The organism is Pseudomonas sp. DWP3-1-2, from assembly GCF_049896285.1.
In the GTDB taxonomy this organism is placed as follows: Bacteria; Pseudomonadota; Gammaproteobacteria; order Pseudomonadales; family Pseudomonadaceae; genus Aquipseudomonas.
Window position 1 is genome coordinate 20,619 of record NZ_JAFCTZ010000012.1, and the last position, 26,978, is coordinate 47,596.

A 26,978-nucleotide genomic window follows, 5' to 3' on the forward strand; every position below is an offset into this window, starting at 1 on the left:
CGAATTCATTCGCGAAAATCGGTGCGTCAGGCAATGCCTCTTCCTCCCGAACCGTTCGCGAATGAATGCGCTTCCATAGTTATTGAGCTGTATTTAACTCACTTCCACAGTTAATAGCCATCTCACGATCAGCATGATCACAAAATGCCCTTCGTGTTTTTTTGACTGATCAATACAAACAGATTGCGTACCTGTAGTTGCCGCTCAAAAAACTACTTGGTCGGTTTTGTTGTAGACGAATTTCGCTGTTGGCTCTGCAGCCGTTGGTAACGTAACTGCAATAATGGGTAAGAATTTTCCTGTGGTGTTGTACCAGTCCTGTTGATCTGATTGCGCTCCAAGTAAACCATCTTGCGCTGCGCGCAACGGCGCGGCGCCAGGTGGGACGTAGAAGAATGCCTGTATTGGGAGCTGATAAGGGATGTTATCCGGCCATGTCGCAAGCATCAGCTCGTTCCAGTGCGAATGAAAGTCGGGTCCAACGATAGGCAACTGCCTGGCACGTAGACTTTCATAGAATGCCTTGGCGCCTTCAATATCACGCGCATCGCGGACGTCGAATCCACAGTGTATGCCACTGTCCAAAAGGGTCTTCCAACCTTCCGCAGTCGTAACCCCGTGTTCTTGACATGTTTTTTCTATGAGGGGAGTATGGGCGATATCCCCGCACCCGCTATCGAGACGACCAAGCGTGTCAGCATCCATAGGAAATGAACACAACACTTCGGGTTCAACAGCACCATCTGGTGCGAAGTTATAAGGGAAGAAAGTGAAGCCGTTCGGCCAGAGCAGTTCGATAGAGGGGGCGTCAGCCCGAAGGTAGGAGAACGAAACACCTCCTGATCGTTTGCTACTTGGGCTAGGATTCCACGCGTGAAAAGCAGGCGATGACTCAGTGCCTCTCATCAAGATTCCAGAGCACATAAATGCTGGCGATGAAGATGAGCCGCAGTTCGGGCGGGTGTCGGCATAGTACATGGACATCGCATTAGCCGTTGCCATTCCAAAGGAGTCGTTGGCACTCACGCTCGCTGATGGGACGGGATTGCAACCTGCATCAATCGACTCTCGATTGGTGACATCTGGCCGAAAAGGCTCCAGATTCCAAGTCGGTTTATTCCTTGCGATTATGTAATGGCATACCAACTGCCGGCGCATGCCGCCACCATTTTCCTCATTCCATTGCGGCGCGTTGCCATATTTTTGCACAAGCTCTGCGTATGCCGCGCTAGTCTGGTTATCCTTGATCTGTCTGCCGCATTGGGTCGGGGTGACTTCCAGCGTCCATGCCTCTTTGTTAATACCGGGGTCATGGCGCTTTACCCAGGAACCGCTCTGAATATAGGTTTCGCAGACTGTCTGATCACCTTCAAAATAATTAAATTGCGCTGTCGATGCCGCAGTGGCCGGAAGTGTGATGGCGATGATCGGCACATAGGTGCCGTTGGTACTGAACCAGTCGGCCTGATCTGCCTGGGCATCAGCCAGACCATCGGTGGTGTAGAAAAAAGACTGAATGGGCAACGGGGCATTCTGAGCCCAGGTGGCGAGGCGTAATTCATTCTGGGTCGACGCTGGTAGCGGCTTGATCAGAGACATGGCGCGCAGAGACTCGTAAAAAGACTGAGCACCTTTGGTGTTCAGAGAGTCACGAACGTCAAACCCGCATTGCCGATTATTGTTTTTATTTGCTGAGAAATAGGCGTTTTGCCATAGTTCTGCAGTTGTTATTCCCAGTACCTGGCAGTAATTCTCCGGCTCTACAGTATTGGTACTGTCGCCACACCCCTTGTCCAGTCGTTGGTTGGTGGTGGCGTCGACGGGGAATGAGCACAGTATATCGGGTTCAATAGTTCCCTCGGGCGCGTAATTATAGGGGGTCAATGTGAATCCGTTATTATGCCCATAAGCAAGTTTAGAGAATGTTGCGTCGGCTCGCAGATATGAAAATGAAACGCCCCCGCTGGCGACGCTGGCGGGGCTTGGGTTCCAGGAGTGATAATTGGGACTGGGAACGGTAGCTCTTAGTAAAATGCCAGAACACATAAAGGCCGGAGCTGACGAGCTTTGGCAATAAGGGCGGACGTCGTTATAGTACTTGGTCATCGCCGCTGAAGTGTCAGCCCCTACGCCCGCAGCGCATAATGATGATATTGAAATTGAGCAAAAACCTATGGCCCATACGGCTATTGAGGTGTTCGTTTTCATGTCGATCTACCTTGAATATGTAGACGTTTATAAGAGAGCGGGCAGCCGGGAGTAACAGCATTTATGCAGAAGTTAATGGTTGTCCGATCAGACCTTACTCAAATTGGAGGGTGAATTTGCTCCGGGTAGAGTCAGTACAGAATAAGGGGCGGTGGAAAAAAATGAACCTGTCATAAATGACAGTGGGCGACGAGTGGGCATGTTTTTAGTTGTCCTATTTTTATTCCATGAAGCTATTTTACTTCGGTGAGTGATCGCCAATTGTCTGACTGGGTCTTGCTGTGTTTGCCCTTGCTTGCTTCTTGGAACAGAGGCGTGCCTGCGGAAATGAAGCACAGGCTTCCGCAGGTACACCTCATGCGACCCTAAGTTGCTTTTTATTTACATCGGCTGCTGACAACGTGCACACACGGCCTGGTCCTTCTCGTTGAAAAGAAACCGTACTTCATCAGAGAGGAGGGCAGGCGGTTGGATTTCGATGATGGGCAGAAATTTTCCAGTCGTTTTAAACCAGTCTATTTGATCTGCTTGGGCTCCAGTCAGACCATCACCAAAATAGAAAAAAGACTGGATGGGCAGCTTGTCTGGAATATTATCAGACCATGTTTTCAGTCTTAGCTCGTTGTGTTCTTTAACCGCTATATCAGGCAACAGATTCCTGGCTTTCAGACTCTCATAAAAACCTTTTGCGCCTTCAACGTTGCGCGCATCGCGAACATCGAATGCGCATTGTTTCCAAAAGCCGTTGTTGTTCGCAACGAAGTTGTCGCGCCAGCTCTCTGCCGTTGTGATATTTGACTCATGACAGTAGTTTTCAATCTCCTCGGTTCTTGAATGATCACCACAACCTTGATTGGTTCTCGAGCCAGTGCCTGCGTCGAAAGGATATGCACAGAGCACTTCCGGCTTTACAGAATCCACTGGGGCGACGCTATAAGGAAAGAAGGTAAAACCATTTTTAAGCCCGAAGGCCAATCTTGAAAACTTTGCGTCGGCCCTCAGATACGAGAACGATACTCCACCGCTGGCTTTGCTGGCGGGGCTTGGGTTCCAGGAGTGATAACTGGTTGAGGGGACAGTTGCCCGCATGATGACGCCTGAACACAGGAAAGCAGGCGCTGAGGAGGCACCACAGTTTGATCGGATGTCATTGTAGTAAGCCGTCATCGCTTTGGCAGTTTCTGTCCCGATCGTTGCTTCTGCACTGGCACTGGCTGCCAACGTTGGGTTGCAGTCAGCGTCCAGAAACTCTTGTGGACTAGCGTTGGGTCGGAACGGCTCCAGATCCCAGGTCGGCTTGTTTCTGGAAAGTACCAGATGGCACATCAGTTGCCCTTGCATTGCACCGCCGTTTTCTTCATTCCATTCAGGTGCTGCGCTAAATTTTTTTTCCAGTTCTGCATAGGCAGCTTTGGTCTGGTTTTCCTGGATTTTCCTTCCACATTGCGTAGGCGTGACTTCCAGGGTCCAGACATCTCGTTTGAGGTGGGAGTCAGGACGTCTAACCCACGCTGCGCGATCAATGTAGTTTTCGCAAACTGCTTGATCCTCCGGATGATAGGTGAATTGAGTTTGCGCAGCCTCGGAGGGAAGCGTGAGAGCGATGACTGGGACGTAAGCGCCGTTGGTGTTGAACCAGTCGATTTGATCAGCCTGGGCATCCGCCAGGCCATCTGCAGTGTAAAAAAACGACTGAATCGGTAAGGGTTGATTCTGTTCCCATGTCGCCAGCCGCAATTCATTTTGGGTACTAGAAGGCTGCGTCTCAGAAAGCCCGGTGGCGCGGATCATTTCGAAAAAAGACGCGGCCCCTTTTGTGTTGAGATTGTCGTGAACATCAAAAGCGCATTGCCTTGATCGGTTTTGGTTTGCGACGACAAATGCGTCTCGCCAGGATTCTGCGTTGATTATTCCCTGCGTTTGGCAGTAATCCTCTATTTCGTTAGTGAGCAGGCTGTCTCCGCAGCCCTGATTAATACGTTGGTTAGTTATGGCATCTATGGGGAAAGCACAAAGTACTTCAGGTTGGATAGCGTTTTTCGATGCGTAGTTGTAGGGGAATAACGTGAAGCCGTTATTGTGCCCATACGCCAGCTTTGAAAATGAGGCGTCGGCTCTTAGGTATGAAAATGATACGCCTCCGTTGGAGACGCTCCGGGGGCTAGGGTTCCACGAGTGATAGGTGGAGGCCGGTACGGTAGCCCTTAACATAATGCCTGAGCACATGAAGGCCGGGGCCGAGGTGCTTTGGCAATAGGGTCGGGTATCATTATAGTAGTGGGTCATCAATGCGGCGGTTTCGCTTCCGGAATCGGCTATAGAGAGAGGCGATATAAAAACCAAACCTAAACAGGCAGTGAGCGTTGCTGATAAAGTGGTGGTGTTCATCTTTATTTCCTGCGTGAAACTCCTGAATACATAAATGAAAGGGCAGTTACATAATAGGTTCGTCGAGTTTAATATCCGCCCAGTCATGTCCTGCTCCTCTTGGAAGGCAAGCCTTTATGGGAGGGACTGTTAGAGGGTAAGGGGCGCCGCAGAAAAATAAACCTGTCATAAGTGACAGTGGGGGATAAACGGTCGCGGCGTATATCGACACTTAATGTTCTGAGTGGCGATTTAAATTAAAATCTTTATCGCCGTTTTTTTTACTTCTGTTTAAAATTTGCCCTGTGGTGCCGAAAATTCAGGCTTTGGCACAAACTAACAAAGGCTGCAGAAATACGCCTGCTGTCTGGTGGCTTGCAGCCGTCGGCCGCTTTTATCAATCAACGCAGAAGTGACTGAATTGACGGACGAGCATGTAGTGTAGAACCGACCGGCACTCCGCTTTTGCCGGGGAAGGCCGTTCATTCGCGGCGGTCGTGTCGTCAGAGCCCATGCCCTTCCGGTTAAAACCGGTCCTACAGATCTGCGAGCAGTAGCAGTCTGCTCGTCGCTAAATCACCTTCAGAATGAACATCATCCTGTCACACAGGTCCGTTACTACGGGTGTAGGAACGAGCTTGAGCGCCCGTCAGGCAAAAACGGGCAAAAATGCGACATTTTTTGTTGATCTCAAACCTCTCAGGTCCTAAAGTTCGCGCCGAACGTCCATGCTGGAAACGATCCATCCGGCTCAAGTACTGACGACGAGACAGCAAGGCCATAGGGAATGTGCTCAACGCATCCTATGGTCTTTTTGCTTTCGGCGACCGGCCTTGGGAAGTAGGCGAACCAAAGTGGGGATACGGAGGGCGTTCGTGGGACGTGTGATGAGTTACACGGCCTTGCACCCATTGATTAATGCAGTTTGCCATCAGGAGTTTCCGCATGCCGATTCAGGTCGAAGACTATTTCCAGCGCGACACCTTCAACAAAATGAAGGCGTTTGCCGACACGCAAGAAACCCCATTCGTGGTCATCGATACGGCGATGATCAGCAAGGCTTACGATGACCTGCGTGCAGGCTTCGACTTCGCCAAGATCTACTACGCGGTCAAAGCCAACCCGGCGGTCGAAATCATCGACCTGCTCAAGGAAAAAGGCTCCAGCTTCGACATCGCTTCTATCTATGAGCTGGACAAGGTCATGGAACGCGGTGTCAGCGCCGACCGCATCAGCTACGGCAACACCATCAAGAAATCCAAGGACATCCGCTACTTCTACGATAAAGGCGTGCGCCTGTTTTCCACCGACTCAGAAGCCGACCTGCGTAACATCGCCAAGGCCGCACCGGGTTCGAAAGTTTATGTGCGCATCCTCACCGAAGGCTCGACCACGGCGGACTGGCCTTTGTCGCGTAAATTCGGCTGCCAGACCGACATGGCCATGGACCTGCTGATCCTCGCCCGGGACCTGGGCCTGGTGCCTTACGGCATCTCGTTCCACGTCGGTTCGCAACAGCGTGACATCAGCGTCTGGGACGCCGCGATTGCCAAGGTCAAAGTGATCTTCGAGCGCCTGAAAGAAGAAGACGGCATCGTACTCAAGCTGATCAACATGGGCGGTGGCTTCCCGGCCAACTACATCACCCGCACCAACAGCCTGGAAACTTACGCTGAAGAAATCATCCGCTTCCTGAAGGAAGACTTTGGTGATGACCTGCCGGAAATCATCCTGGAGCCGGGCCGTTCGCTGATCGCCAACGCTGGCATCCTGGTCAGCGAAGTGGTGTTGGTTGCCCGTAAATCCCGTACCGCCGTGGAGCGTTGGGTGTACACGGATGTGGGCAAGTTTTCCGGCCTGATCGAAACCATGGACGAGGCTATCAAGTTCCCGATCTGGACCGAGAAAAAAGGCGAGATGGAAGAAGTGGTCATCGCCGGGCCGACCTGTGACAGCGCCGACATCATGTACGAGAACTACAAGTACGGCCTGCCGCTGAACCTGGCCATCGGTGACCGCCTGTACTGGCTGTCCACCGGCGCGTACACCACCAGCTACAGCGCTGTTGAATTCAACGGCTTCCCGCCGCTGAAATCGTTTTACGTTTAAGCGTCACGGCTGAATAAAAAACCCGCGAGTGATCGCGGGTTTTTTATGTGTGGAACATTGGCTTGGCTTGGGTGTTAGCGGGATTTGTTGAGAATGTCTTGCAAATAACGCGACAGCGCCTCGCCTTGCACGGTGTAGCTTCTGGCGCGTTCAAGTGGGTCGCCTTGGGCCATCTGGTTATGAATGCTCTGAAACGAAGTCAGCGTAGTCGAGACTTTCTCGACTTCTACCTGGTAACCGGTTTTATGGGGGGCGAGGGCCTGGAAATTATCCAGCTGTGACTGTTGGCGGGCCAGCGTCTCAATCTGGGTTTTAGAGTGGGCAATACGTTGGTAATGGTCGTCGATCCGGCTTTGTAATACTTTTCTGGCTTCGACCAGATTAGAGTAAGTCACCGACTCGCTGGCAATTCGCAGGATGTTGGTCACGCCTGTAACAGCGGCTTGCATAAGTGATCGGGTAGGGTTTTTAGGGTCCAGGCGAGCGATGCCTCGAACCAGCGGCAACCACTCATCCCAGAGGGTCTTGTCTTCCGTGACGCGCATGGCTTTATTCATGGCCTCTTTGTCCGCGTTCATAGCTGCGACGGCGGCTTCCAGAGCCTGGCATGCAGTGTGTTGTATCTGGCGCTGTTGTTCATTGGTTTCGATGTAGCCACTGACATCGCTCAGCGCCGAGTTTTTGAGCAGGTCCAGTTGAATGCCGAACTCAGTTACTTTATTGGCCAGGCAGTCCAGGCTGTCGGCAACGATCTCGGTTATTTCGGCGATATACAAGTCCCTGCCATCAGGATTGGAACTCACCTCGGCCATCAATCTTTTGATGTCGTCCAGACTAAGCTCTACGGGGACGGTTACCAATAGATCGCGTAAGCCGTTATCGACGCGCCTTTGCTGCTGTTTTAAGGTGTTGACTTGTTCCTGTAACGGCTGAAGGTACAGCTTGTCCAGCTTTGAATACAGCTTGTCCAGATTGACTTTGCCTGATGTAAGGCTGGCGGTATCCGGCGCAATAGGGGTAAACGAGGTCGTGATCGGGTGAATGTTCATGATTTTATTTCGCGCTATAAAGAGATTAAGTTGAGAATCAGGGGGTACGTGTAAAAATCAGTCAGCCGTGCGGCCGATAATTTTACCGGCTTCTTCGCTTATTTTGGTCCAGTGTCCCATTAGGGCAATCAGGCGTTTTTCAAATATAAAAAGGGTGGTCGCATTCGTGTTTTTTTTCATCTGTGTCATGGAAGCGATGATGTAGCTATTGATCAATAGCCAGATGTCTTCGATATTCTTTGCGCCACTGATGGCCTCCATGGATAGCACTTCAAGCAGCTGCAATTTGGTCTGAAAGTCGATAAGCGAACCTATGACGTGGTCGAGCCTTTTAACCTCATGGTCCAGTTGTTTTTTCTTGTCTATGGCGGTGTCCCGATCTTTCCGGGTTTTCGCTGCTTCCGGGCCGTAAATACTCATGCTGATCGCCAGGCCTGCCGGGCCCCACCAGGCGCCAACCCATTTGTATCTACTATAGGCTTTATAGGACCCACTCAGTTCGTCAATCTCCTTATTGAGGCGTTGGAGTTGCTCGATCTTTTCGGCGAGTTCCCCGCCAAGGTTGTGGTTGGCCAGGGCCTGGAGGGCGCTGGAAACCTTATCTTTCAACTCGGTAATGCCCACCAGGAAGTATTCGGTGCGTTGCTTGACGTCGGTCGCTTTCCGTTTGTAGTCTTTAACAATATCAAGGAGTTCTTCCGACAATGCGAGCAGGCCCGGAATACTTTTATGATCGTTATCGATGAGTTTTATGTCCGGAAGTTGTGCAGCTTCGACATCACCCAGCTGAGTGCTGTAATCCTGATAGCCACCGAGTTTTTTTATAATGTTAATCACCTCTTTGCCAGTGGTTTCCAGGTTGACGGAGAATACGATCAGGTCAGCCGCTACATTTTTCATCCGGGTTTCAATGTCGCTCCAGAAATCGGCAAGACCTTGCGCCTCTTTATGCAATGCCTGCACATCGACGGGTTCAAGGCCGGGTATTCCACTGCTGTCGTAGCCCAGATACTGTTTTACCTGATTCAGGTCAATGGGCAGTGCGGCAGCATAGTGAGTGAATTCCTTGACCTTTCCGATATCTTGCTGGGCAATAAAAAAACCGCTGGAGCGAGTGGTTTTGGCTTGGAGCCCCGATGAGACCTCAACGTAGGTTTGTATGGCTTCGGCGACGTCGATTTTAAGGACATTCTCGATAGGCTGTTCGAGCCCGTCTTCCAGTGAGATAGCCTGCTCGTTATAGTCTTTCAAGTTCAGCATTTATACAGTCCTTTATTGGGGTGGCCAACTGTCACGGCGTTCAGGTAGTTGGCGATTTGTTGAAAACTCCATGAAAAAATAACACGCCGGTCGAGGCAGTGTTAGCGAACAAAGGTGACGTGTTTTGTAGGAAAGTTACTCACTTGTCGGAGTTTTAGCAGCGTTGAATTTTCGTGGTCCCCGTTTAAGAGTAAGTTGTAGGTAAGATGATAGTGCTCTTCATCAACGGGTGATAAGTAAGCTGCGGTTGTTTCTGAAATATAATCATTGACGCCCGGGCTCGGCCAGAGCAGGCCCGCTCGGCGACGCTTTCTATTCAAGGATAATAAGATGCTGCCCCACGATGAACTCACGGTTGAAAGACTCAACGAAATAAGTATGCACTATATAAATACCCGCACCCTCCACGACACTTCAGCAGGTCGAGCACCGGGTCTTATCGTGACGGATACGGATGTCAGGGCCATCAAACGCTATGTCGCGTCTGCGTTGGAGTTGCCTTGCGAACTCGATCAGGTGAAGAAATTCCTCGGTTATGAAGTTGCCGGCGTCGCGGGCCTGGAACCGACGGAAATGCAGAACCTGCACCAGTCAGTTAAACGCCACGCTTACGGCTGGCCCGAAATCGAGAGGGGTATGAAGACGGTTGGCTCGAACCTGGTGGTGTTTTCCGACGCGTTGGGGAACAGCGGGCAGACGCTCATTACCTTTATCGAAGGTCTGGAGGGTTTCCAGAGCGCGATAGGCGTGGTCGGTGATGTCGATGCGGTGGATATGGCGAGTTATCCGCGCATGGCATTGACCTCACGGGATAAAAGCCGCACGCCGACGCTGCTTGCGCTGGTGGAAGACATGCGCATTGTCATTCGCGAATGCAGCCGCACCACAACCCAGGTCAGCTCCGGAATAACCTCGTTCAAGACTGAATTGAAAACCCGCATCGCGCCTGCTGTTGGCTTGACGCTGACCCTGATGCAGCGTCATCGCAAGGACAGGGCTCTTGTCGAATTGAATCAGGAGCTGGACGAACTCAATCGCCAGATCCAGCAGCAAGCCGACAGTTTCGAGGATTTCCTTGAGCGGCAGTGGAGCCTGCTGTTGTTTGCCGGGAGTTTGTTCGTTCCGGGCGTCGAAGCTTCGCCGCAAGTGCAACTGGAAGCGCTACTGGCGCGCAAGCGCGAGGTGCAGAAAGAGATTCGCTATAGCCATGCACTGATAGCTGCGTTACTCAGCCTGCAAACCGATGTTCAGGATCTTGGTGTGCGCATGAGCGCTGCCGCTTCGGGGGCCTCCAATCTGGAAAGCCTCTGGATACAGATCCTGGCCTATATCGACGGTTCTGCCCGGCGCCTCAGCCATATGGACGACGCTGTTTATCTGGTGGTTTTCGTCGCCCGGATTAAGGCGATGATCCAGTGTTGGGCCGAGATCAGGAAACACAGCCAGGATTTGCTGACAGCCTTTAACCATGCGGTCGCGGAGGTGGAGCAATGATGCTCGCCAATGGCGTTGTGCCGGAAAAATTACCTGATGCGTGTCCGTTGCCGGATATCGAAGTGCTTGAGAAAACCCGGCGTGACATGATCCGGCTCGCCAGCACTCGGGGTGAACTGTACTGGCCGTCCTTGAAACAGCAGTTACAGGCGATACTGGAAAAGGTGGACGCCGTGGACACGGCTGTCATGACGTTGATCATCAAAGTCGACACAAGCCTGAGTACCCTCGACATGACTTCTTATAGGCAAGCCATTCTCTCGCTGGCCAAGCCCCAAAGGACTACCGAGCAAAGTGCGGCTGTCCTGCAGTATCAGGAAGAAATGTCCAATCTGTTGCTGGACGCAGTTGCTTTGGTCAGGACCCACCTCCACGCGCTGGATACGAGTCTCATGTCCCTCGAAACATCGTCCATCGATGATGCCCTCGCGCCGATAGCTGAGTTGCAGACCCGACTTGAAACGGCTACGGGCGCAGAAGCGCAGCGAGTCCGGGATTGCCTCGACGAGTTTCGCGGGGTTCTGGAAGTGCACACCTCCCGAGCGGGATACGTGCACGAAGTCAGCAAAATCGTTTTTGCCGTGAGTTACTTTTTCGACCATGTGCTGGAGGGCAGCCCGAACGTCATTCAGCGTGCCGAAGACTTCCTGCGCCATTCGGACGTCCTGGTTGCCTATCTTCGTAATTTGCGCAAGCGCTGGATAAGCTAACGCTGACGGGTTGATACCTGAATTTCCATTGATCGCAGTTGTGCGCTGTCACTTTCGTCCCCCAGTTCTGCCGCCCGCCGATGGTAATCCAAGGCCAGTGCCTTGATTGGCGGGTGAGCCGAGGACAGCAGCAGGGTACGACTGACCCGCAGAAAATTCAGATTGCCGTTTTTCAGGGCCAGCTGCAGCCAGACAAGCGCTTCATCAGTCATGCCGTGATCAGCCAGGACGGCGGCATGACTGAACTGCCCGCGAAAATCCCCGCCTTCGGCCGAACGGCGATACCAGTCATAAGCGGCGGGCAGGTCTTGTTGGCAGAACACGCCATCTTCCAGATAACGCCCCAGCAGGTTCATGGATTTGGCATGGCCCAGTTGCGCGGCGCGGCGATAGCACTGCAAGGCGCGCTTCTGGTCCTGCGCAACGCCGCGCCCGGTGGCCAGCAGGTTGCCCAGATTGTAGAGGCTCCAGTCCAGACCGGCTTTGGCGGCCTGTTCATAGTGGGCGGCGGCTCTGGCGGGATCGGCGCTGCAACCCCAGCCGTGTTCAAAACAACGGCCCATCATGTTGCGCGCCATCAAGTGACCCTTGCGGGCGGCGATGTCGAACCAGGTCAGCGCCAGTTTCGGGTCCCGTTCGATGCCTCTGCCGTCCAGCAGAATCTGCCCCAGCAACGCTTGCGCTTCGACGAGGTTGTCGGCGGCCGCGCCAATGATCGCCTGAGCCGCTTTGGCCGGATGTTCGGCCAGCATGGCGCGCAATTGATCGCCGTCGAGTACTTCCTTGCGTTGCAGATTCCAGGTCACGAATCAGACCTCGACCCAGCGGCGCAGCAGGTTGTGGTAAGTGCCGGTCAACTGGATCAGGGAGGGATGGTCAGGTACGTCCTGAGTCAGCTTTTGAATGGCGTTGTCCATCTCGAACAGCAGGGTGCGCTGGCTGTCTTCACGCACCAGGCTTTGGGTCCAGAAAAATGAAGCGTAACGGGCGCCCCGAGTCACCGCGTTGACCTTGTGCAGACTGGTGCCGGGGTACAGCACCATGTCGCCTGCCGGGAGCTTGACCCGCTGGACGCCGTAGGTGTCCTGGATTTCCAGTTCGCCGCCGTCGTATTCGTCCGGGTCACTGAAGAACACTGTGCTGGACAAGTCCGTGCGCACGCGCTCAATGCTGCCCCTGGACTGCCGCACGGCATTGTCGATATGAAAATCAAAACTGCCCCCGGCGGTGTAGCAATTGAACAGCGGCGGGAACACCTTGTGAGGCAGCGCCGCGGACATGAACAGTGGATTGACCCACAAGCGTTCCAGCATGGCCGTGGCGATTTCCAGGGCCAGCGGGTGGCCTTCGGGCAGTTGCAGGTTGTGCTTGGCCTTGGCCGATTGGTAGCCCGCGGTGATCTTGCCGTCGGCCCAGTCTGCGGTTTGCAGGGCCTGACGGATGCGCGCCACCTCGTCACGGTCGAACAAGCCGGGGATGTGTAGAAGCATGGCGCAGCACCGTGTGGAGAAAAGGTGGCGAATGGTAGTGATTCTTATTGCCTGTGTAAAACCCTCAACGGCGACCTATGTCAACGAAGATGAAAATTTTGTAAATTAAAAATGTAAAGAATGTAAATTCTTCTCGAATGGCAATGTATCTCAATTGCTACAAAATCCTGTTTACCCTATATTCCGCGGCCTTAACACCTTGGGGAAGGATTCAACATGTCGCGTCAATCACTACAATCCGGTGCTGTTCAGCCACGTTCGCTCGCTTCGGCAGTGGGCGTTGCTATTGCTGCCATGTCAGCCGGCCACTTGGCTCACGCCGCTGAAAGCAGCGATGAGAACGCCATTTCGCTGGGCGCAACCAGCATCACTGGCGAGCAGGACGCGAGCTACAAGACTGAAGAATCGGCCTCCAAAAAGTACACCGCGCCACTGCGCGAGACGCCCAAGAGCGTCACGGTCATCCCGCAACAGGTGATTCGCGACACCGCCGCCACCAGCCTGGCTGACGCCTTGCGCACCACACCCGGTATTACGTTTGGCGCAGGCGAGGGCGGTAACCCGGCGGCAGACCGGCCGATCATTCGCGGTTTCAGCGCCGAGAGTGACGTCTTTGTCGACGGCATGCGTGACGTGGCGGCGCAAAGCCGGGAAATCTTCAACGTTGAATCGGTGGAAATCAGCAAGGGACCGGGTTCGGCGTTCACGGGTGCAGGTTCTACCGGCGGCAGCCTGAACCTGATCACCAAGGGCGCGCATCTGGGCAATGCCTATAACGGCGGCTACACCTTTGGCTCCGACCAGACCCAGCGCTACACCGCTGACCTCAACCAGCAGCTTACCGACACATCGGCGTTCCGCCTGAATCTGGTGAAACACGACGCGAACGTGGCCGGTCGCGATAACGTCGACGTGAGCCGCTGGGGCGTGGCGCCATCCTTCGCCTTCGGCCTGGGGACGGACACCCGCGTCAAACTCGATTACTACCATCTGGAAACGGACGACATGCCGGACTACGGCATTCCGTTGACCTCGACTGCGGGTCGCAGCAAATACATTGTCGACAAGCCTGCCAACGTCAACGAAAGCAATTTCTATGGCTTGACCGACCGTGACTATCGCAAGAGCAAAAACGACAGCGGCACGTTCCGGATCGAACACGACCTGAACGACAACCTGACCCTGTCCAACAGTTTCCGTATGTCCCGTTCGACGCTGGACTACATCGTGACCAACCCGGACGACAGCCGTGGCAACGTCGCCAACGGCACCGTTTCGCGCTCGGCCAAAAGCCGCAACTCGACTTCCAGCGGCTTCGTTAACCAGACCGACCTGAGTGCAAAGTTTGACACCGGCTTCATCAGTCACAGCCTCGTGACCGGCATCGAGTTCAGTTATCAGGACACGCACAACCGCAATTACAACGTGCTGAACGCGTCGGGCGGCGCCATCCCCAGCGCTTGCTCGGCGGCATTGATCCGCTCCGGTGATTGCACCAGCCTGTACGACCCGACGCCGAAAGACGCGTGGAACGGCACCATCACCGACAGTCAGGCCTACACCGATACCGACACCAAGACCAGCGCTGCGTACGTGTTCGACACCCTGAAGTTCAATGATCAGTGGTCCCTGAACCTGGGCCTGCGCTACGACGACTATGAGGTCAAGTCCAGCGGCTACGCCACCGCAGGCCGCAACACTACGGCGGGCAGTTTCAAGCGCGAAAACACCAGCCAGTTGTGGAATTACCAGGTGGGTCTGGTCTTCAAGCCGCTGCCTAACGGCACGGTGTATGCGGCATGGTCGACCTCCAGCAACCCGTCCGGTGAAACCAGCGGCAACGGTGGCCTGGACATCGCGGCCAACAACGCCAACCTCGATCCGGAAAAGAACCGCAATTACGAGCTGGGCACCAAGTGGGACTTCTTTGGCGATGACCTGTCGCTGACCGCCGCGCTGTTCCGCACGGAGAAAACCAACGCACGCATGACCGATCCTGATAACGCCACGTTCCAGGTGCTGGACGGGGAGGCTCGCGTGAATGGTCTTGAGCTCACCTACTCCGGCAAGATCACCAGCAAGTGGAAGGTCTACGGCGGCTACACCTACATGGAAAGCGAGCTGGTCAAGACTTCGGCGTCCACCAACGACGGCAATCACATGCCGAACACGCCGCGTAACAGCTTCAACCTCTGGTCGACCTACGAACTGGTTCCCAAGCTGACCATCGGTGGAGGCGCAACCTTTGTGGATTCGCGTTTCGGTAACGAAGCCAACTCGGTCGAAGTGCCCTCATACTGGCGTTACGACGCCATGGCGAGTTACGCTTTGACCAAGAATGTCGACCTGCAACTGAACCTGCAAAACCTGACGGACAAGCGTTACTACGATCAGGTGTTCACCACCCACTACGCGCACATGGCCGCTGGCCGTACCGCATTGATGAGCGCCAACTTCCACTTTTAAACAACGTGAAGACCAAGCCCTGCTGGCCGTTCTGGTGAGCGGGGCTTTTGGCTGTGTGGGAACACCTGGGAGAGATTCCCTGAATCTGTTGGAGCGAGCGGGCGGCGTTCCGACGAAGTCCCTAATCACACAGCAAATGAGAATGTTTTCCGTCTGGCGCATACTGCGCGGCGCAGCGGATGAATGAGCACGAGGTGGCAAGGGTGTTGAAGAAGGTCCTGTTTCAAGTCCACTGGTTCTTCGGAATCACGGCCGGTCTGGTGTTGGCCCTGATGGGTATCACCGGGGCGATTTACTCCTTCGAGGATGAAATCCTCGAGTGGACCAATCCCGATGCCTTGTACGTCGAACCGCGTGGCGAGCAGTTGCCGCCCGTTGAACTGGTGCGCAAGCTTGAGTCCGCCACCGGGCTCGTCGTGGCAATCCTGCGGGTTGAAACCGTGGGCAACAAAGCCGCGCAAGTGTATTTCACCCCCGCACCGGGTGAGCGGCGCGGGCCGATGCGCAATTTCGATCCGTACACTGGCGACCTGAAGCCCGACGCCACGGGCGCGGCGTTCTTCGATTTCGTCCTCAAGCTGCATCGCTATCTGGCGCTGGGTGAGTACGGCAAACAAGTCACGGCCGCCTGTACGCTGATTCTGGTGTTCTTCTGTTTATCCGGCCTTTACCTGCGCTGGCCGCGCAAGCCGCTGAACTGGCGAGTCTGGCTGACGCTGGACTGGGCGAAGAAAGGCCGCAGTTTCAACTGGGACCTGCACTCAGTGTTCGGCACCTGGTGCCTGCTCTTCTATCTATTATTCGCGATCACCGGGCTGACCTGGTCGTATGACTGGGTCAAAAACGGCATGGACCGCTTGCTGGGTGACGCGCCGGCGGGTGAACAGCGCAAAGGGGGTGGCGGACGTCCCGGTAAAGGCGCGCCGCAAGGCCCGTTGCCGACTGTCGACTATGTGGCGGTGTGGAACAGCATCAAGACCGCTGCCGGTCCCGATCTGGCCGGCTACAACATTCGTCTGCCGAATGTTGCAGGTCAGCAAGCGACCATTTTTTATCTGCTCAAAGACTCGCCGCACCCCCGCGCCTTGAACGCGATCACCCTCGATCCGGCCACCGGGAAGGTCAGCGAAGTTTCCCGCTACGCCGAAAAAAGCCTGGGCGCGCAATTGCTGATCAGCAATTACGCATTGCACGTGGGCAGTTACTTCGGTCTTGTGGGGCGCATCATCATGACCGTCGCAGCGCTGATGATGCCGTTGTTCTTTATTACCGGGTGGCTGCTGTACCTGGATCGCCGCCGTAAAAAACGCGAAGTGCGTAATGCGCGTGGGGGTGTGTCGGCCAGCCAGACGACGAGCGACACACCTGCCTGGCTGATCGGGTTTGCCAGTCAGAGTGGTTTTGCCGAGCAACTGGCCTGGCAAACCGCCGGACAGATGCAGGCGGCCGGCGTGCCGGTGAACGTGCAACGGCTGGCGGATCTGACCGAGCAGGATTTGAGCCTGAGCCGCAACGCGCTGTTCGTGGTCAGCACCTTTGGTGACGGCGAAGCCCCCGACAGCGCCCGAGGGTTCGAGCGCAAGCTGTTGGGCGCTCCAATGGCGCTGGGGAACCTCAATTACGCCATCCTCGGCCTGGGGGATCGGCAATATCAGCATTTCTGCGGGTTCGCCCGACGCTTGCATGACTGGCTTGCCGAGCGCGGCGGCAACACGCTGTTCGAGTCTGTCGAAGTGGACAGCGCCGACCCCGCCGCCCTGCAACAATGGCAGCAACAGTTGGGGCGTTTGACCGGCAGCACGCCGTCGACGCGGTGGCAGGCCCCGAGTTATGACAACTGGACGCTCTGCCAGCGCGAGCACCTGAACCCTGGCAGCAGCGGATCGAAAGTGTTTCTGCTGGGCCTGACCCCGCCGCCTTCGATGACCTGGGAAGCGGGCGATCTGGTGGAAGTGCTGCCGCGCAACAGCCTGGCCGGCATTCGGCATTTTCTCGATGGGTTGGGCATCGCGGGTGACACATCGGTCAAGGTGGGCGGCCTGGATGAGTCCATTGAGGTGGCGCTGGCCAGCCGTCAACTGCCGCAACACCGGGCGCATCTGGTCGGGCTGCATGCGCAGGCCATGATCGATGCCTTGGTGCCGCTGGCCATGCGTGAATACTCCATTGCCTCGATTGCCCAGGACGGCGTGCTGGAGCTGATCGTGCGCCAGGAACTGCATCCCGATGGCAGTCTTGGCCTGGGTTCCGGCTGGCTGACCGAACATGTGGCGTTGGGTGAGGCGGTCAGCCTTCGGGTGCGGCGTAACAGCAGCTTCCATCTGCCAGGCGATTTGCGTCCGGTCATCCTGCTGGGTAACGGCACGGGGCTGGCGGGGCTGCGCAGCTTGCTCAAGGCCCGTATTGCTCAAGGTCAGACGCGTAACTGGCTGCTGTTTGGCGAGCGTAATGCGGCGTATGACTTCCATTGCGGCGCGCAATTGCAGGCGTGGCTGGCGTCCGGTGATCTGGCCCGTCTGGACCTGGCGTTCTCCAGGGATCAGGCCGAGAAAGTCTATGTGCAGGACCGCTTGCGTGAAGCGGCGGATGAGCTGCGCAACTGGCTTTCCCAGGGGGCGGCCCTCTATATCTGTGGCAGCCTCGAAGGCATGGCGGCAGGCGTCGACGCGGCATTGATCGAGATCCTCGGCGCGCAAGCGGTAGGAGAGCTGATCGAGCAGGGTCGGTACAAAAGGGATGTTTATTGAGTCGACGAGGGCGTGAGGTTCTGAAGGCGGCCTCACTTCCAGGGGGCCTCTCTGATCAACGGCCGCGTGGGCAAGCGTGCAGGTCGGGCGTTGATCAGCTTTCTATATAAGCAATGACCACGGTCTTGATCACGAACGCCATGACCCCCAGACCCAGCACGGAGAACAGGATGACGGTGCCGAATCTGCCGGCCTTGGATTTCTTGGCCAGGTCCCAGACGATGAAGCCCATAAACCCGATCAGGATGGTGACCAGGATGGTCATCATCCACTCTTCGAAAACTGCAGGATCCATCGGTTAACTCCAGCACAACAACAGTGGGGCGGCGATTATACGGGAGCAGGGCAGTCCGGCCTATGCGGCCCAATGGCGCGCCGCTCAGTTACGCAGATGAGTGAGCGGCAGTTCGGTACTGGCCAATACCTGATTGAGTACGAAACTCGACCTGACGCTGGTCACGCCTTCAATGCGAGTGAGGTGGCCAAGCAGCAGTTTCTGGTAGTGATCCATGTCGGGCACCACAACCTTGAGCTGGTAGTCGGCATCCATGCCCGTGACCAGGCTGCACTCAAGCACTTGCGGCAGATTACGAATGTGCATTTCGAAGTTCTCGAACCGCTCGGGCGTATGCCGGTCCATGCCGATCAACACGTAGGCCGTCAGGTTCAGACCCAGTTTTTTGCGATCCAGCAGGGCGACTTGCCGGACGATGTAGCCATCATCTTCTAGCTGCTTGACCCGGCGTGAGCAAGGCGAGGGCGACAGGCCGATGCGTTCAGCCAGTTCCTGGTTGGATATGCGCGCATCACGTTGCAATTCAGCCAAAATACTCAGGTCGTACCTGTCAAGTTTGCTCACTAAGATCACCTTTACCGGTTAAATTGCGCTGAATTATTGATCTCAAGTAAAAAATTGCGCAAGTCATGTTTTATCAAGCAACTTTAGCAATCCTCTGCCGGTGCCTCGGGCCTATTCTTTTAACCAGAATCACTGCCCGGACATAGCGTCCAGCGCGGCTCGCCCAATCAGGCCGGCCGCGGCCTCCAGCCCGACAGGGTTGATCAGGCCCCCGGGCTGCATACTGTCCAGAAGACGGGATGAGGTGAGCCAGCGCCACAAGTGCTGAGCCAGGACGAATCTTCCAAGGGGGACCGCGAGGTCCCCTTTTTCTTGTGTGCAGATTATGTCCGACAGTGATGGCGTACTGATAGAGTGCGCCGAACGACGCGCCCATCTCGCAGTCTTATCTACGTATATCCGGGTCCCAGTGAGGAAAAAATGAAATCAGGCATCTGGCGTGTAGCAGGTGTAAGCCTGTTGTGCTTGGTCATCAGCGCTCAAACATTGGCTGAAGATCAGGGCCCCGGTTCTCGAGACCAGAATGACGGTGGCGAGCAGCAGCGCCCGCCGCAGCGTCCACAGCAGCAGATCCAGCAGCAACAGAATCAGCAGCGCCAGGTTGAGCGTCAGCAACAGCAGCAGATTCAACAGCAGCAGGGGCAGCAGCGTCAGGTAGAGCGCCAGCAACAGCAGCAGATTCAACAGCAGCAGGTTCAGCAACGGCAGCAGGAACAACAGAACCAGCGCCTGATGAACCAGCAACAGCAAAACCAGCAGCGCCAGATTCAGGAACAGCAGAATCAGCAGCGTCAGGTTGAGCGTCAGCAATTGCAGCAGCGCCAGGACAATCTGCCGATCCAGCGCGGTCCCGACGAGTCGCGCCAGACTCAACAACCGCGCCAGGGCTATTACCAGGACAACGGCAATAACCGCAATCCTCAAGCCGGTGGCTATTACCGGCCGAATGATCGTTGGGAAGGCCGCCCTGATGGGCATGGCAACGGTTGGGGCCCCGGTCCGCGATATAAACCGGGTTACGTGATCGACCGCGTTCCCCCGGGTTACTCGCGTGTGCCGTATCGCGGTCAGGATTTTTTCTACTCGGAAGGCTATTGGTATCGTCCGGACGGCCCGCGCTATGTCGTGGTAACCCCACCCTACGGGGCTCGCGTGCGCAGTCTGCCTCCCTATTCCCAGGAAGTGGTGGTGGGCAGCACACTGTTTTTCCTGGCAGCCGGGACCTACTACCTGTACCAGAACGACACGCAAGACTACGTCGTGACCATGCCGCCGCAGCCTGTGCAGTCAGGTTATGCACAGCCCATCGGGCAAGGCAGTCCTTACGATCCGGTTGCCTATCCGGCCAATGGCCAGAGCCCGGAGCAGATCGAACAGGACCGCTACGACTGCTATCGCTGGTCAGTGGATCAAAGCAGTTTTGATCCGGCCAACCCCGGCTATCAACCTGCCCCGGCGATGATTCAGGTGTATCGCCGCTCCATGGTCGCGTGCCTGATGGGCAGGGGCTACGTCATCAACTGATGTTCAAGGTTCAACCGTCGCTGGCTGCACGACTTCCTGAGGGTCGGCGTGCACCAGCACCTCGGCTTTCGGGTAGTGGCTGTGGATCGCATCGGCGGCCAGATCGGAAAGGGTATGCGCTGCTGACAGACTCAGCTCCCCCGGCAACTCCAGATGCAACTGCACGAACCAGTGGCTGCCGGAAATGCGCGTGCGCAGGTCGTGCGCGCCCAGTACACCGGGTACGCCACAGGCCAGCTCAAGCATGTGGGCGCTGACGTCCGGCGGCAATTCCTGGTCCATCAAGACCGCCACGGTTTCCCGGGCAATCTGGAACGCGCTCCAGAGGATATACGCCGCAATTCCCAGACCGAAATACGCATCCAGTTGCGCCCAGCCAAACCATGCCAGCACCAGCGCGGCGAGGATGCTCGTGTTGAGCAACAAATCCGAGCGATAGTGCAGCGAGTCGGCGCGAATCGCGGCCGAGCCGGTTTCCTTGACGACTTTGTGTTGCAGCATCAACAGCCCGACGGTCAGTGCCAGTGACAGCAACATCACGGCAATGCCCAGGCCGGGCGCCCCCAATTCTTGTGGATGTTGAATGCGTTCAACGGCCTGAACAGCGATCAGGCATGCACTGACTGCGATGAACAACGCCTGGGCCACGCCTGACAGCGCTTCAGCTTTGCCGTGGCCATAACGGTGATCGTCATCGGCCGGACGCAAGGCATAGTGCACGGCCAGCAGGTTCAAAAACGAGGCGGCCCCGTCGAGCAATGAGTCGGTCAGCCCCGCCAGCAGACTGACCGAGCCACTGAACCACCAGGCGATCGCTTTGGTGACGATAAGTATCGCGGCCACGGCCAGCGAAGCGCGGGTGGCAAGTCGCATCAGACGGGCATGTTCGGCGCTGGTGCTCATGGTTTTTCCTTCGCTCAACTTCAGGCCGACGGCACCAGACCGAGGGCTGCCAACTGCTGCACGCTGCCGCGATGCTGGATCAGGCGGGGGTCGTTCAGTGGCAGGGTGCGACCCAGCTCGGTTTCCAGAATGGCTTGCAGCTTGAGGTTGTCGACACTGCCGTCAGCGTTGATGGCCGGTTTCAGTTTTTGCGGATCGATCTGCGCCTGTTCGCCTGGGGCGTAGTAAATGGCACCCGTGGCGAAATCCACGGCAAAGGCGATCAAGCCTGGAATGAGGTAGAACAGCAGGCCAACGCCGTCGAGTACGGCGATGGCCGGATCGATCTTGCCATCAATCTGACCACGACGATCAGGGTAAAAAATGCTGCCGCACGCGGTGATTTGGGTGAGCAGGGTCGCGACCAGAACACCGCCGATAAAACGGGAAGGAATGCGCATAACGATCTCCAAGAAGTGAGGGGGCAACTATACAAGGCAAAGACCGCAGAGCGATGACTATTGCTTCATCGCGCAGCCATTTCAGGCGCGTGCTTGTCGGCAAAAAACGGTAGGGGCGGTCTGTCTTTCCAGCGAGGCGCCTGATTCGCGGGCAAGCCTCGCTCCAACGGGAATTTGCGGTTGCGAATGCACGTATAATCGGCCGCCTGTTCTGGAGCCGCCATGATTTCCTTGCCCATTGATGCTGTTTTACCTGATTTGCGCCAAGCCCTGGCGGCACGCCACGAAGCGGTGCTCGAAGCGCCGCCGGGGGCCGGTAAAACCACGCGGGTGCCTTTGGCGCTGCTGGACGAGACCTGGCTGGCCGGGCAAACCATTCTCATGCTCGAACCCCGGCGCCTTGCCGCGCGGGCGGCGGCGGAGCGCCTGGCCAGCGAACTGGGCGAAAAAGTCGGCGAAACGGTGGGTTATCGCATTCGTCTGGAAAGCCGGGTCGGCCCTGCCACGCGCATCGAGGTGGTCACCGAAGGCATCCTGACCCGCCGCTTGCAGGACGACCCTGCGCTGGAAGGCGTCGGCCTGCTGATTTTCGATGAGTTCCACGAGCGCAGCCTCGACGGGGACCTCGCCCTGGCCCTGAGCCTCAATGGCCGCGAGCTGTTTCGTGAGGATCAGCCGCTGAAAATTCTGCTGATGTCCGCAACGCTCGAAGGCGAACGGCTTTCCAGCCTGTTGGGCGATGCGCCGGTCGTGCGCAGCGATGGGCGAATGTTTGCCGTGCAAATGCGCTGGGGCCGGCCTTTTCAGGCCGGGGAGTTCATCGAGCCGCGTGTGGTGCAGACCGTTCTGGATGCGTTGAACGACGAAACCGGCAGCCTGTTGGTATTTCTGCCGGGGCAGGCCGAAATACGTCGGGTGAATCAGCAACTGGCGGAAGCGCTGGGGGCGCGTGGCGATATTCTGCTGTGTCCGCTGCATGGCGAACTGGACCTGAACGCCCAACGAGCCGCCATTGAACCGGCGCCCACCGGCATCCGCAAAGTGGTGCTGGCGACCAACATCGCTGAAACCAGCCTGACCATTGATGGCGTGCGGGTGGTGATCGATGCCGGGTTGGCGCGGGTGCCGCGTTTCGATCCTGGCAGCGGCATGACGCGCCTCGACACCCAGCGCATTTCACGCGCCAGCGCTACACAACGCGCCGGTCGTGCGGGCCGTCTGGAGCCTGGTGTGTGTTATCGCCTGTGGTCCGAAGCTCAGCATGAACAATTGGCCGCTTACGGCACGGCGGAAATTCTTCAGGCTGACCTTGCCGGGTTGGCGCTGCAACTGGCGCGGTGGGGCGTCACACCCCCGCAACTGGTCTGGCTTGATGTACCTCCGGCGGCCGCGTTCGCCCAGGCGCAGGATTTGCTCGGTCGTCTCGGCGCCTTGACCTGCAAGGCAGGCGAGGAGCGCGCGCTCACGCCCCATGGGCAGGCAATGGCCGAGCTGCCCGCGCATCCGCGTATCGCCCATTTGCTGTTGCGAGGGCAAGCATTGGGCCTTGGCGCGCTGGCGTGTGACGTTGCGGCGCTGTTGGGGGAACGCGACATTTTGCGCGGCGCTGGCGCGGACCTGCACAGTCGCCTGCATCTGCTGTCCGGTAGCGAGCGGACGCGAGGCGGGCAGGGCGGGGTGCAGCGCGCCAGGCAACTGGCCCGGCAATACCGCGGCTACTTGCGTGGCCCAGCGACTGCGCCGGTCAGCGATCCCGATCATCCGCGCTGGCTGGGGGCGTTGTTGGCGTTGGCGTATCCGGATCGAGTGGCGCAGCAGCGTCGGGCCGGTGGTGCCGAGTATCGACTGGCCAATGGTCGGGCGGCGCTGTTCGCCGAGCCCGATGCATTGATGAAAGAGCCTTGGCTGGTGGTGGCTGATCTGGGCAGTCGACAGGGCCAGCGTGAAGAGCGCATCTACCTCGCTGCCGAGTTCGACCCCGCCTTGTTCGATACGGTGTTGGCGGAACAGGTGGTGGCGCTTGATCAACTTGACTGGGACGAGCGCGAAGGTGTATTTCGCGCCGAACGCCAGCGCAAGGTGGGCGAGCTGATCCTCAGTCGTGAACCGCTGACCGGGCTGGATGAGTCAGCCAAAGGTCTGGCCTTGCTGGCGCTGGTGCGTCGCAAGGGGCTGGAAATGTTGCCCTGGACGCCGGAACTGCGCCAGTGGCAGGCGCGGGTCGCTTTACTGCGGCAACTGGATCTGGCCCGTCAGGACAGCAGCGATTGGCCGGATGTGAGCAACGCAGGCTTGCTGGAGACTCTGGAAACCTGGCTCTTGCCGTATCTGGGCAAGGTGCAGCGGCTCAGTCATTTCAGCAACCTGGACCTGTCGTCCATCCTGCACAACTTGCTGCCCTGGCCGCTGCCCCAGCGGCTTGATGAGCTGGCGCCGCATCACCTGAGCGTACCGTCCGGCTCCTCGGTGCGGCTTGATTACAGCGAACACCCGCCCATTCTTGCGGTACGACTGCAAGAGCTGTTCGGCCTGGCAGACACGCCGCGTATCGCCAACGGTCGGCAAATCGTCAAGTTGCACCTCTTGTCACCCGCGCGCCGCCCGGTGCAAGTCACCCAGGACCTGGCCAACTTCTGGCGCAGTACCTACGCCGAGGTGAAGAAGGATCTGAAAGGGCGTTATCCGAAGCATTACTGGCCCGACGATCCACTCATCGCGGAACCGACTGCGCGGATCAAGCCACGAAAGCCCTGAGCAGTCGCTCCAACGCCTTCGCCTTCCTTGCATGACTGTCCGCTGACCCACACCGCCGAGCGAAAGACTGAACGCCCGGCAGTGTCAGGTTTCGAAAAAACAGTGCATCCATTCCATGCCGCATTCAAGGAGCAAGATTTATGCGACCGCAAACGTCATTCATATTCGACCTGGACGGCACGCTGACTGACAGCGTCTATCAAAACGTCGCCGCCTGGAAAGTAGCCCTCGACTCAGAGAAAATTCCGCTGGCGATGTGGCGCATCCATCGCAAGATCGGCATGAGTGGCGGGCTCATGCTTAAAACACTGTCCCGCGAAACGGGCCTGCAGATCACTGAAGCGCAAGCCGAACGGTTGAGCGCCAGGCATGCGGAGGTCTACGAAGAGCTTCAGAGCCAGATTATCGCGCTGCCAGGGGCGGTAGAACTGCTGGAAACCCTGGACAAGGAAAAGCTCAAGTGGTGTATCGCCACCAGCGGCGGCCTGTCTACCGCGACGATCAACCTCAAGGCGTTGGGGCTGGAGATCAAAGACATCAACCTCATCACCCGGGATGACGTGAGTTACGGTAAACCCGATCCGGATTTGTTTCTGACGGGCGCCCGCAAGCTGGATGTGCCCATTGAAGAATGCCTCGTCATTGGCGATGCCATCTGGGACATGCTTGCCGCCAGACGGTGCAAGGCGACAGGTATTGGCTTGTTATCCGGTGGTTACGACATTGGCGAGCTGGAAAGAGCCGGGGCTTTGAGGGTCTACGAAGACCCGCTGGATTTGCTGAATCATCTGGATGAAGTCGCTTCGCGTCCTTGATGCCGCCACGGTCTGTAGCAGCACAAGTGACCTGCGCTCTACGGCACCACCGGCAATAAAAACCGTCCGATCACCGGTAAATGATCCGAGATCAGCAACGTATCGTCCCGACGAACACGGGCACCGACGCGTTTGAGGTGCGGGCTGTAGAACAGGTAATCCACTGTCCGGTCCGGGCCGCTGAGTCGTGGGTCATTGGGGAAGTGGGTCAGCCATTGATTACGATCGATGCCGCTGACCTCCGCGTTGTCGGGAATCATCGGGTACTTGTCCCACAGCAGGTGCAGCGGGCTGTCGGGCTGGTAGCGGGAGCGCTGTTCGGGCGCCAGCCGCCGGTACTGCCCGAGAGGCAGCAAGCTGAAATCACCGCCGATCAACCATGGCGTGCCACTGCTTTCGAATTTATCCAGTAGCCGGCTCGTCGCCTGTATCTGAAGCGGTTCTGTGTCGGGGCTGACGTTGTCCAGTTGAGTGTTGATCACGGCCATATGCCCTCCGTCCCGCAACGGCAGGTAACTCACCAGCAGCGCGCGCCTGGGCTGGAACTGCCGGGCGATGATGTTGCCAGTGTGGGTAGGCAACTGGATACGCTCGGCGCGGTCGAGTTGAAAACGGCTCAACGTCACCAGTTTGGTGCCGACACTGCCGAAAATGTGCGGCAGTGGGACAAAGTCGGCTTTCCAGTCAAACGCCTGGGCGCTGCACGGATACAGATCGGTCACCCGTGCCTGAAGCAGGGCCAGTTGATCGGCGTAATCCGTGTTCTTCGCGCCGTCGCTCACTTCCTGAAGCAGGACAATGTCCGGTTGCTCGTCACGAATAACCCGGGCAACTTCATCCAGGTTGTAGGCCAGATCCTCGGGCGTTGGGCGCTCATCCGGGCCGCTGCCATCTTCCATGTCGTTCCAGAACACGTAGCGTTTGCCCGCCAGGTATTGAATGTTCCAGGTCATGACCTTCAACGCCTGACCCGGCACCAGCGTCGGTGCCCGGGTCTTGGGGTTGCAGGCCAAGGGCGCCTGCTCGCGAGCGGCGGGGTGCCAGGTGGTGCTGTAGACAAACCCGACAAGCAGGCTGGTGATCAGCGCGATGATGAAGAGGGCGCGGGCGATCAAGCCGGTTGTCCTGGTTCGTTGATCAGCATGAAAAGGCGGAACATCACCACGCTGGTGAACAGTTGCAGGAAGCTGGTGAGGCTGTCGATGGCCAGTGAAATCGGCGCGATTTGTGGCTCCGGAAGCAGGAACATGCCGACGCCCTGCAGAACCGATAGGGGCAAATAGACACCCAGCGCGCAGCCCAGGATCCGCACGAAATGCCCCTGGGTCATCACCAGGCTTTCGCGCATCGCCGCCAGCGGCGACAGGCCGCGCAGCACCAGCAGATATTCGGAAAACGCCAGTTTGACCATGATGTAGACGCCGGGAATGATGAACATCGAAAGGCCGAACATGATCAGCAGCGTGCTCAATGCCGACAAGACGGCAAAGGTGGGCCAAAGGCCCAGGGCCATGGCCAGCAAGTCGCGTGTGTGCGGTTCTTCGCCACGGCTGCGAGCGTCAAGAAACAGAATCAAGGCGCCGGTGTACAACGGATAGAACAGCAACCCGACCAACACTTCGTAGGCCGGTGAAGCGTCTGCCGCCAGGGCATTGCCCAATGCCTGTTTGCCCAGCGCTTCAAGGATCACCAGCGGCAGGCAGAGCATCAGAATACTCGTCAAATTGTGCCGGAAGAAATACAGCGAATCTTGCAGAACGGTCAGCGGGTTCATGGGTTCCGG

General features: G+C 56.9%; 20 protein-coding genes. 8 read left to right on the forward strand and 12 right to left on the reverse strand.

Going from position 1 to position 26,978, the window contains the following annotated elements; translation table 11 throughout:
• Positions 1 to 204: 204 nt before the first annotated feature.
• Both ACP7B0_RS20445 and ACP7B0_RS20450 read right to left on the reverse strand, forming a co-directional pair.
• Positions 205 to 2,208 carry a DUF2599 domain-containing protein gene (locus ACP7B0_RS20445; protein WP_426143459.1) on the reverse strand — a complete coding sequence of 668 codons (2,004 nt, stop codon included), beginning with the start codon at positions 2,206 to 2,208 and terminating at the stop codon, positions 205 to 207.
• Positions 2,209 to 2,589: 381 nt separating this feature from the next.
• Positions 2,590 to 4,596 carry a DUF2599 domain-containing protein gene (locus ACP7B0_RS20450; RefSeq protein WP_426143460.1) on the reverse strand — a complete coding sequence of 669 codons (2,007 nt, stop codon included), beginning with the start codon at positions 4,594 to 4,596 and terminating at the stop codon, positions 2,590 to 2,592.
• Positions 4,597 to 5,520: 924 nt separating this feature from the next.
• Here ACP7B0_RS20450 and ACP7B0_RS20455 point away from each other — a divergent pair.
• Positions 5,521 to 6,684 carry a type III PLP-dependent enzyme gene (locus ACP7B0_RS20455; protein WP_426143461.1) on the forward strand — a complete coding sequence of 388 codons (1,164 nt, stop codon included), beginning with the start codon at positions 5,521 to 5,523 and terminating at the stop codon, positions 6,682 to 6,684.
• A gap of 74 nt (positions 6,685 to 6,758) precedes the next feature.
• Here the strand turns inward: ACP7B0_RS20455 and ACP7B0_RS20460 are convergent, their stop codons facing one another.
• Together ACP7B0_RS20460 and ACP7B0_RS20465 are read right to left on the reverse strand one after the other, a co-directional pair.
• Complete coding sequence (locus ACP7B0_RS20460) at positions 6,759 to 7,733, reverse strand: alpha-xenorhabdolysin family binary toxin subunit B (protein ID WP_426143462.1); 975 nt, start codon at positions 7,731 to 7,733, stop codon at positions 6,759 to 6,761.
• 57 nt (positions 7,734 to 7,790) lie between these two features.
• A complete protein-coding gene (locus ACP7B0_RS20465) occupies positions 7,791 to 8,993 on the reverse strand; it encodes an alpha-xenorhabdolysin family binary toxin subunit A (RefSeq protein WP_426143463.1) in 1,203 nt (400 codons plus the stop codon).
• A gap of 330 nt (positions 8,994 to 9,323) precedes the next feature.
• On the opposite strand from ACP7B0_RS20465, the gene ACP7B0_RS20470 reads away from it, so the two are divergent.
• Complete coding sequence (locus ACP7B0_RS20470; RefSeq protein ID WP_426143464.1) at positions 9,324 to 10,487, forward strand: alpha-xenorhabdolysin family binary toxin subunit A; 1,164 nt, start codon at positions 9,324 to 9,326, stop codon at positions 10,485 to 10,487.
• Positions 10,484 to 11,197, forward strand: a complete 714-nt coding sequence (locus ACP7B0_RS20475) for a hypothetical protein (RefSeq protein WP_426143466.1) — start codon at positions 10,484 to 10,486, stop codon at positions 11,195 to 11,197. The genes ACP7B0_RS20470 and ACP7B0_RS20475 overlap by 4 nt, the downstream gene beginning before the upstream one ends.
• Here ACP7B0_RS20475 and ACP7B0_RS20480 read toward each other — a convergent pair.
• Both ACP7B0_RS20480 and ACP7B0_RS20485 read right to left on the reverse strand, forming a co-directional pair.
• Positions 11,194 to 12,003: a tetratricopeptide repeat protein gene (locus tag ACP7B0_RS20480; RefSeq protein ID WP_426143467.1), complete on the reverse strand. Its 810-nt coding sequence runs from the start codon at positions 12,001 to 12,003 to the stop codon at positions 11,194 to 11,196. The genes ACP7B0_RS20475 and ACP7B0_RS20480 overlap by 4 nt on opposite strands.
• 3 nt (positions 12,004 to 12,006) lie before the next feature.
• Positions 12,007 to 12,687 (reverse strand): Fe2+-dependent dioxygenase, encoded by a 681-nt coding sequence (locus ACP7B0_RS20485; protein WP_426143469.1) that lies wholly within the window; start codon positions 12,685 to 12,687, stop codon positions 12,007 to 12,009.
• A 216-nt stretch (positions 12,688 to 12,903) separates the two neighbouring features.
• Between ACP7B0_RS20485 and ACP7B0_RS20490 the strand changes: the two genes are divergently transcribed.
• Both ACP7B0_RS20490 and ACP7B0_RS20495 read left to right on the forward strand, forming a co-directional pair.
• On the forward strand, positions 12,904 to 15,153 hold the full coding sequence (locus tag ACP7B0_RS20490; protein ID WP_426143470.1) for a TonB-dependent receptor: 2,250 nt from the start codon (positions 12,904 to 12,906) through the stop codon (positions 15,151 to 15,153).
• A 206-nt stretch (positions 15,154 to 15,359) separates the two neighbouring features.
• Complete coding sequence (locus tag ACP7B0_RS20495) at positions 15,360 to 17,900, forward strand: PepSY domain-containing protein (protein WP_426143555.1); 2,541 nt, start codon at positions 15,360 to 15,362, stop codon at positions 17,898 to 17,900.
• 94 nt (positions 17,901 to 17,994) lie between these two features.
• Here ACP7B0_RS20495 and ACP7B0_RS20500 read toward each other — a convergent pair whose 3' ends face one another.
• Both ACP7B0_RS20500 and ACP7B0_RS20505 read right to left on the reverse strand, forming a co-directional pair.
• On the reverse strand, positions 17,995 to 18,195 hold the full coding sequence (locus ACP7B0_RS20500) for a DUF2788 domain-containing protein (RefSeq protein WP_426143471.1): 201 nt from the start codon (positions 18,193 to 18,195) through the stop codon (positions 17,995 to 17,997).
• Between the two features lie 84 nt (positions 18,196 to 18,279).
• Positions 18,280 to 18,759 (reverse strand): Lrp/AsnC family transcriptional regulator, encoded by a 480-nt coding sequence (locus ACP7B0_RS20505; protein ID WP_426143472.1) that lies wholly within the window; start codon positions 18,757 to 18,759, stop codon positions 18,280 to 18,282.
• Between the two features lie 420 nt (positions 18,760 to 19,179).
• On the opposite strand from ACP7B0_RS20505, the gene ACP7B0_RS20510 reads away from it, so the two are divergent.
• Positions 19,180 to 20,283 (forward strand): DUF6515 family protein, encoded by a 1,104-nt coding sequence (locus ACP7B0_RS20510; RefSeq protein ID WP_426143473.1) that lies wholly within the window; start codon positions 19,180 to 19,182, stop codon positions 20,281 to 20,283.
• 3 nt (positions 20,284 to 20,286) lie between these two features.
• Here the strand turns inward: ACP7B0_RS20510 and ACP7B0_RS20515 are convergent, their stop codons facing one another.
• A complete protein-coding gene (locus ACP7B0_RS20515) occupies positions 20,287 to 21,186 on the reverse strand; it encodes a cation diffusion facilitator family transporter (RefSeq protein WP_426143475.1) in 900 nt (299 codons plus the stop codon).
• Between the two features lie 20 nt (positions 21,187 to 21,206).
• The gene (locus ACP7B0_RS20520; RefSeq protein WP_426143476.1) at positions 21,207 to 21,626 is read right to left on the reverse strand and encodes a polyribonucleotide nucleotidyltransferase; all 420 of its coding nucleotides are present in this window, start codon (positions 21,624 to 21,626) and stop codon (positions 21,207 to 21,209) included.
• A gap of 222 nt (positions 21,627 to 21,848) precedes the next feature.
• Here ACP7B0_RS20520 and hrpB point away from each other — a divergent pair, with 222 nt between their 5' ends.
• The gene (gene hrpB / locus ACP7B0_RS20525; protein ID WP_426143477.1) at positions 21,849 to 24,380 is read left to right on the forward strand and encodes an ATP-dependent helicase HrpB; all 2,532 of its coding nucleotides are present in this window, start codon (positions 21,849 to 21,851) and stop codon (positions 24,378 to 24,380) included.
• A gap of 140 nt (positions 24,381 to 24,520) precedes the next feature.
• The gene (locus ACP7B0_RS20530) at positions 24,521 to 25,195 is read left to right on the forward strand and encodes an HAD family hydrolase (RefSeq protein WP_426143478.1); all 675 of its coding nucleotides are present in this window, start codon (positions 24,521 to 24,523) and stop codon (positions 25,193 to 25,195) included.
• A 38-nt stretch (positions 25,196 to 25,233) separates the two neighbouring features.
• Here the strand turns inward: ACP7B0_RS20530 and ACP7B0_RS20535 are convergent, their stop codons facing one another.
• Both ACP7B0_RS20535 and ACP7B0_RS20540 read right to left on the reverse strand, forming a co-directional pair.
• On the reverse strand, positions 25,234 to 26,307 hold the full coding sequence (locus ACP7B0_RS20535; protein ID WP_426143556.1) for an endonuclease/exonuclease/phosphatase family protein: 1,074 nt from the start codon (positions 26,305 to 26,307) through the stop codon (positions 25,234 to 25,236).
• Entirely contained in the window at positions 26,307 to 26,969 is a 663-nt protein-coding gene (locus ACP7B0_RS20540) for a YciC family protein (RefSeq protein WP_426143479.1), read from the reverse strand. Before ACP7B0_RS20540 ends, ACP7B0_RS20535 begins: the two co-directional genes overlap by 1 nt.
• Positions 26,970 to 26,978: the final 9 nt, after the last annotated feature.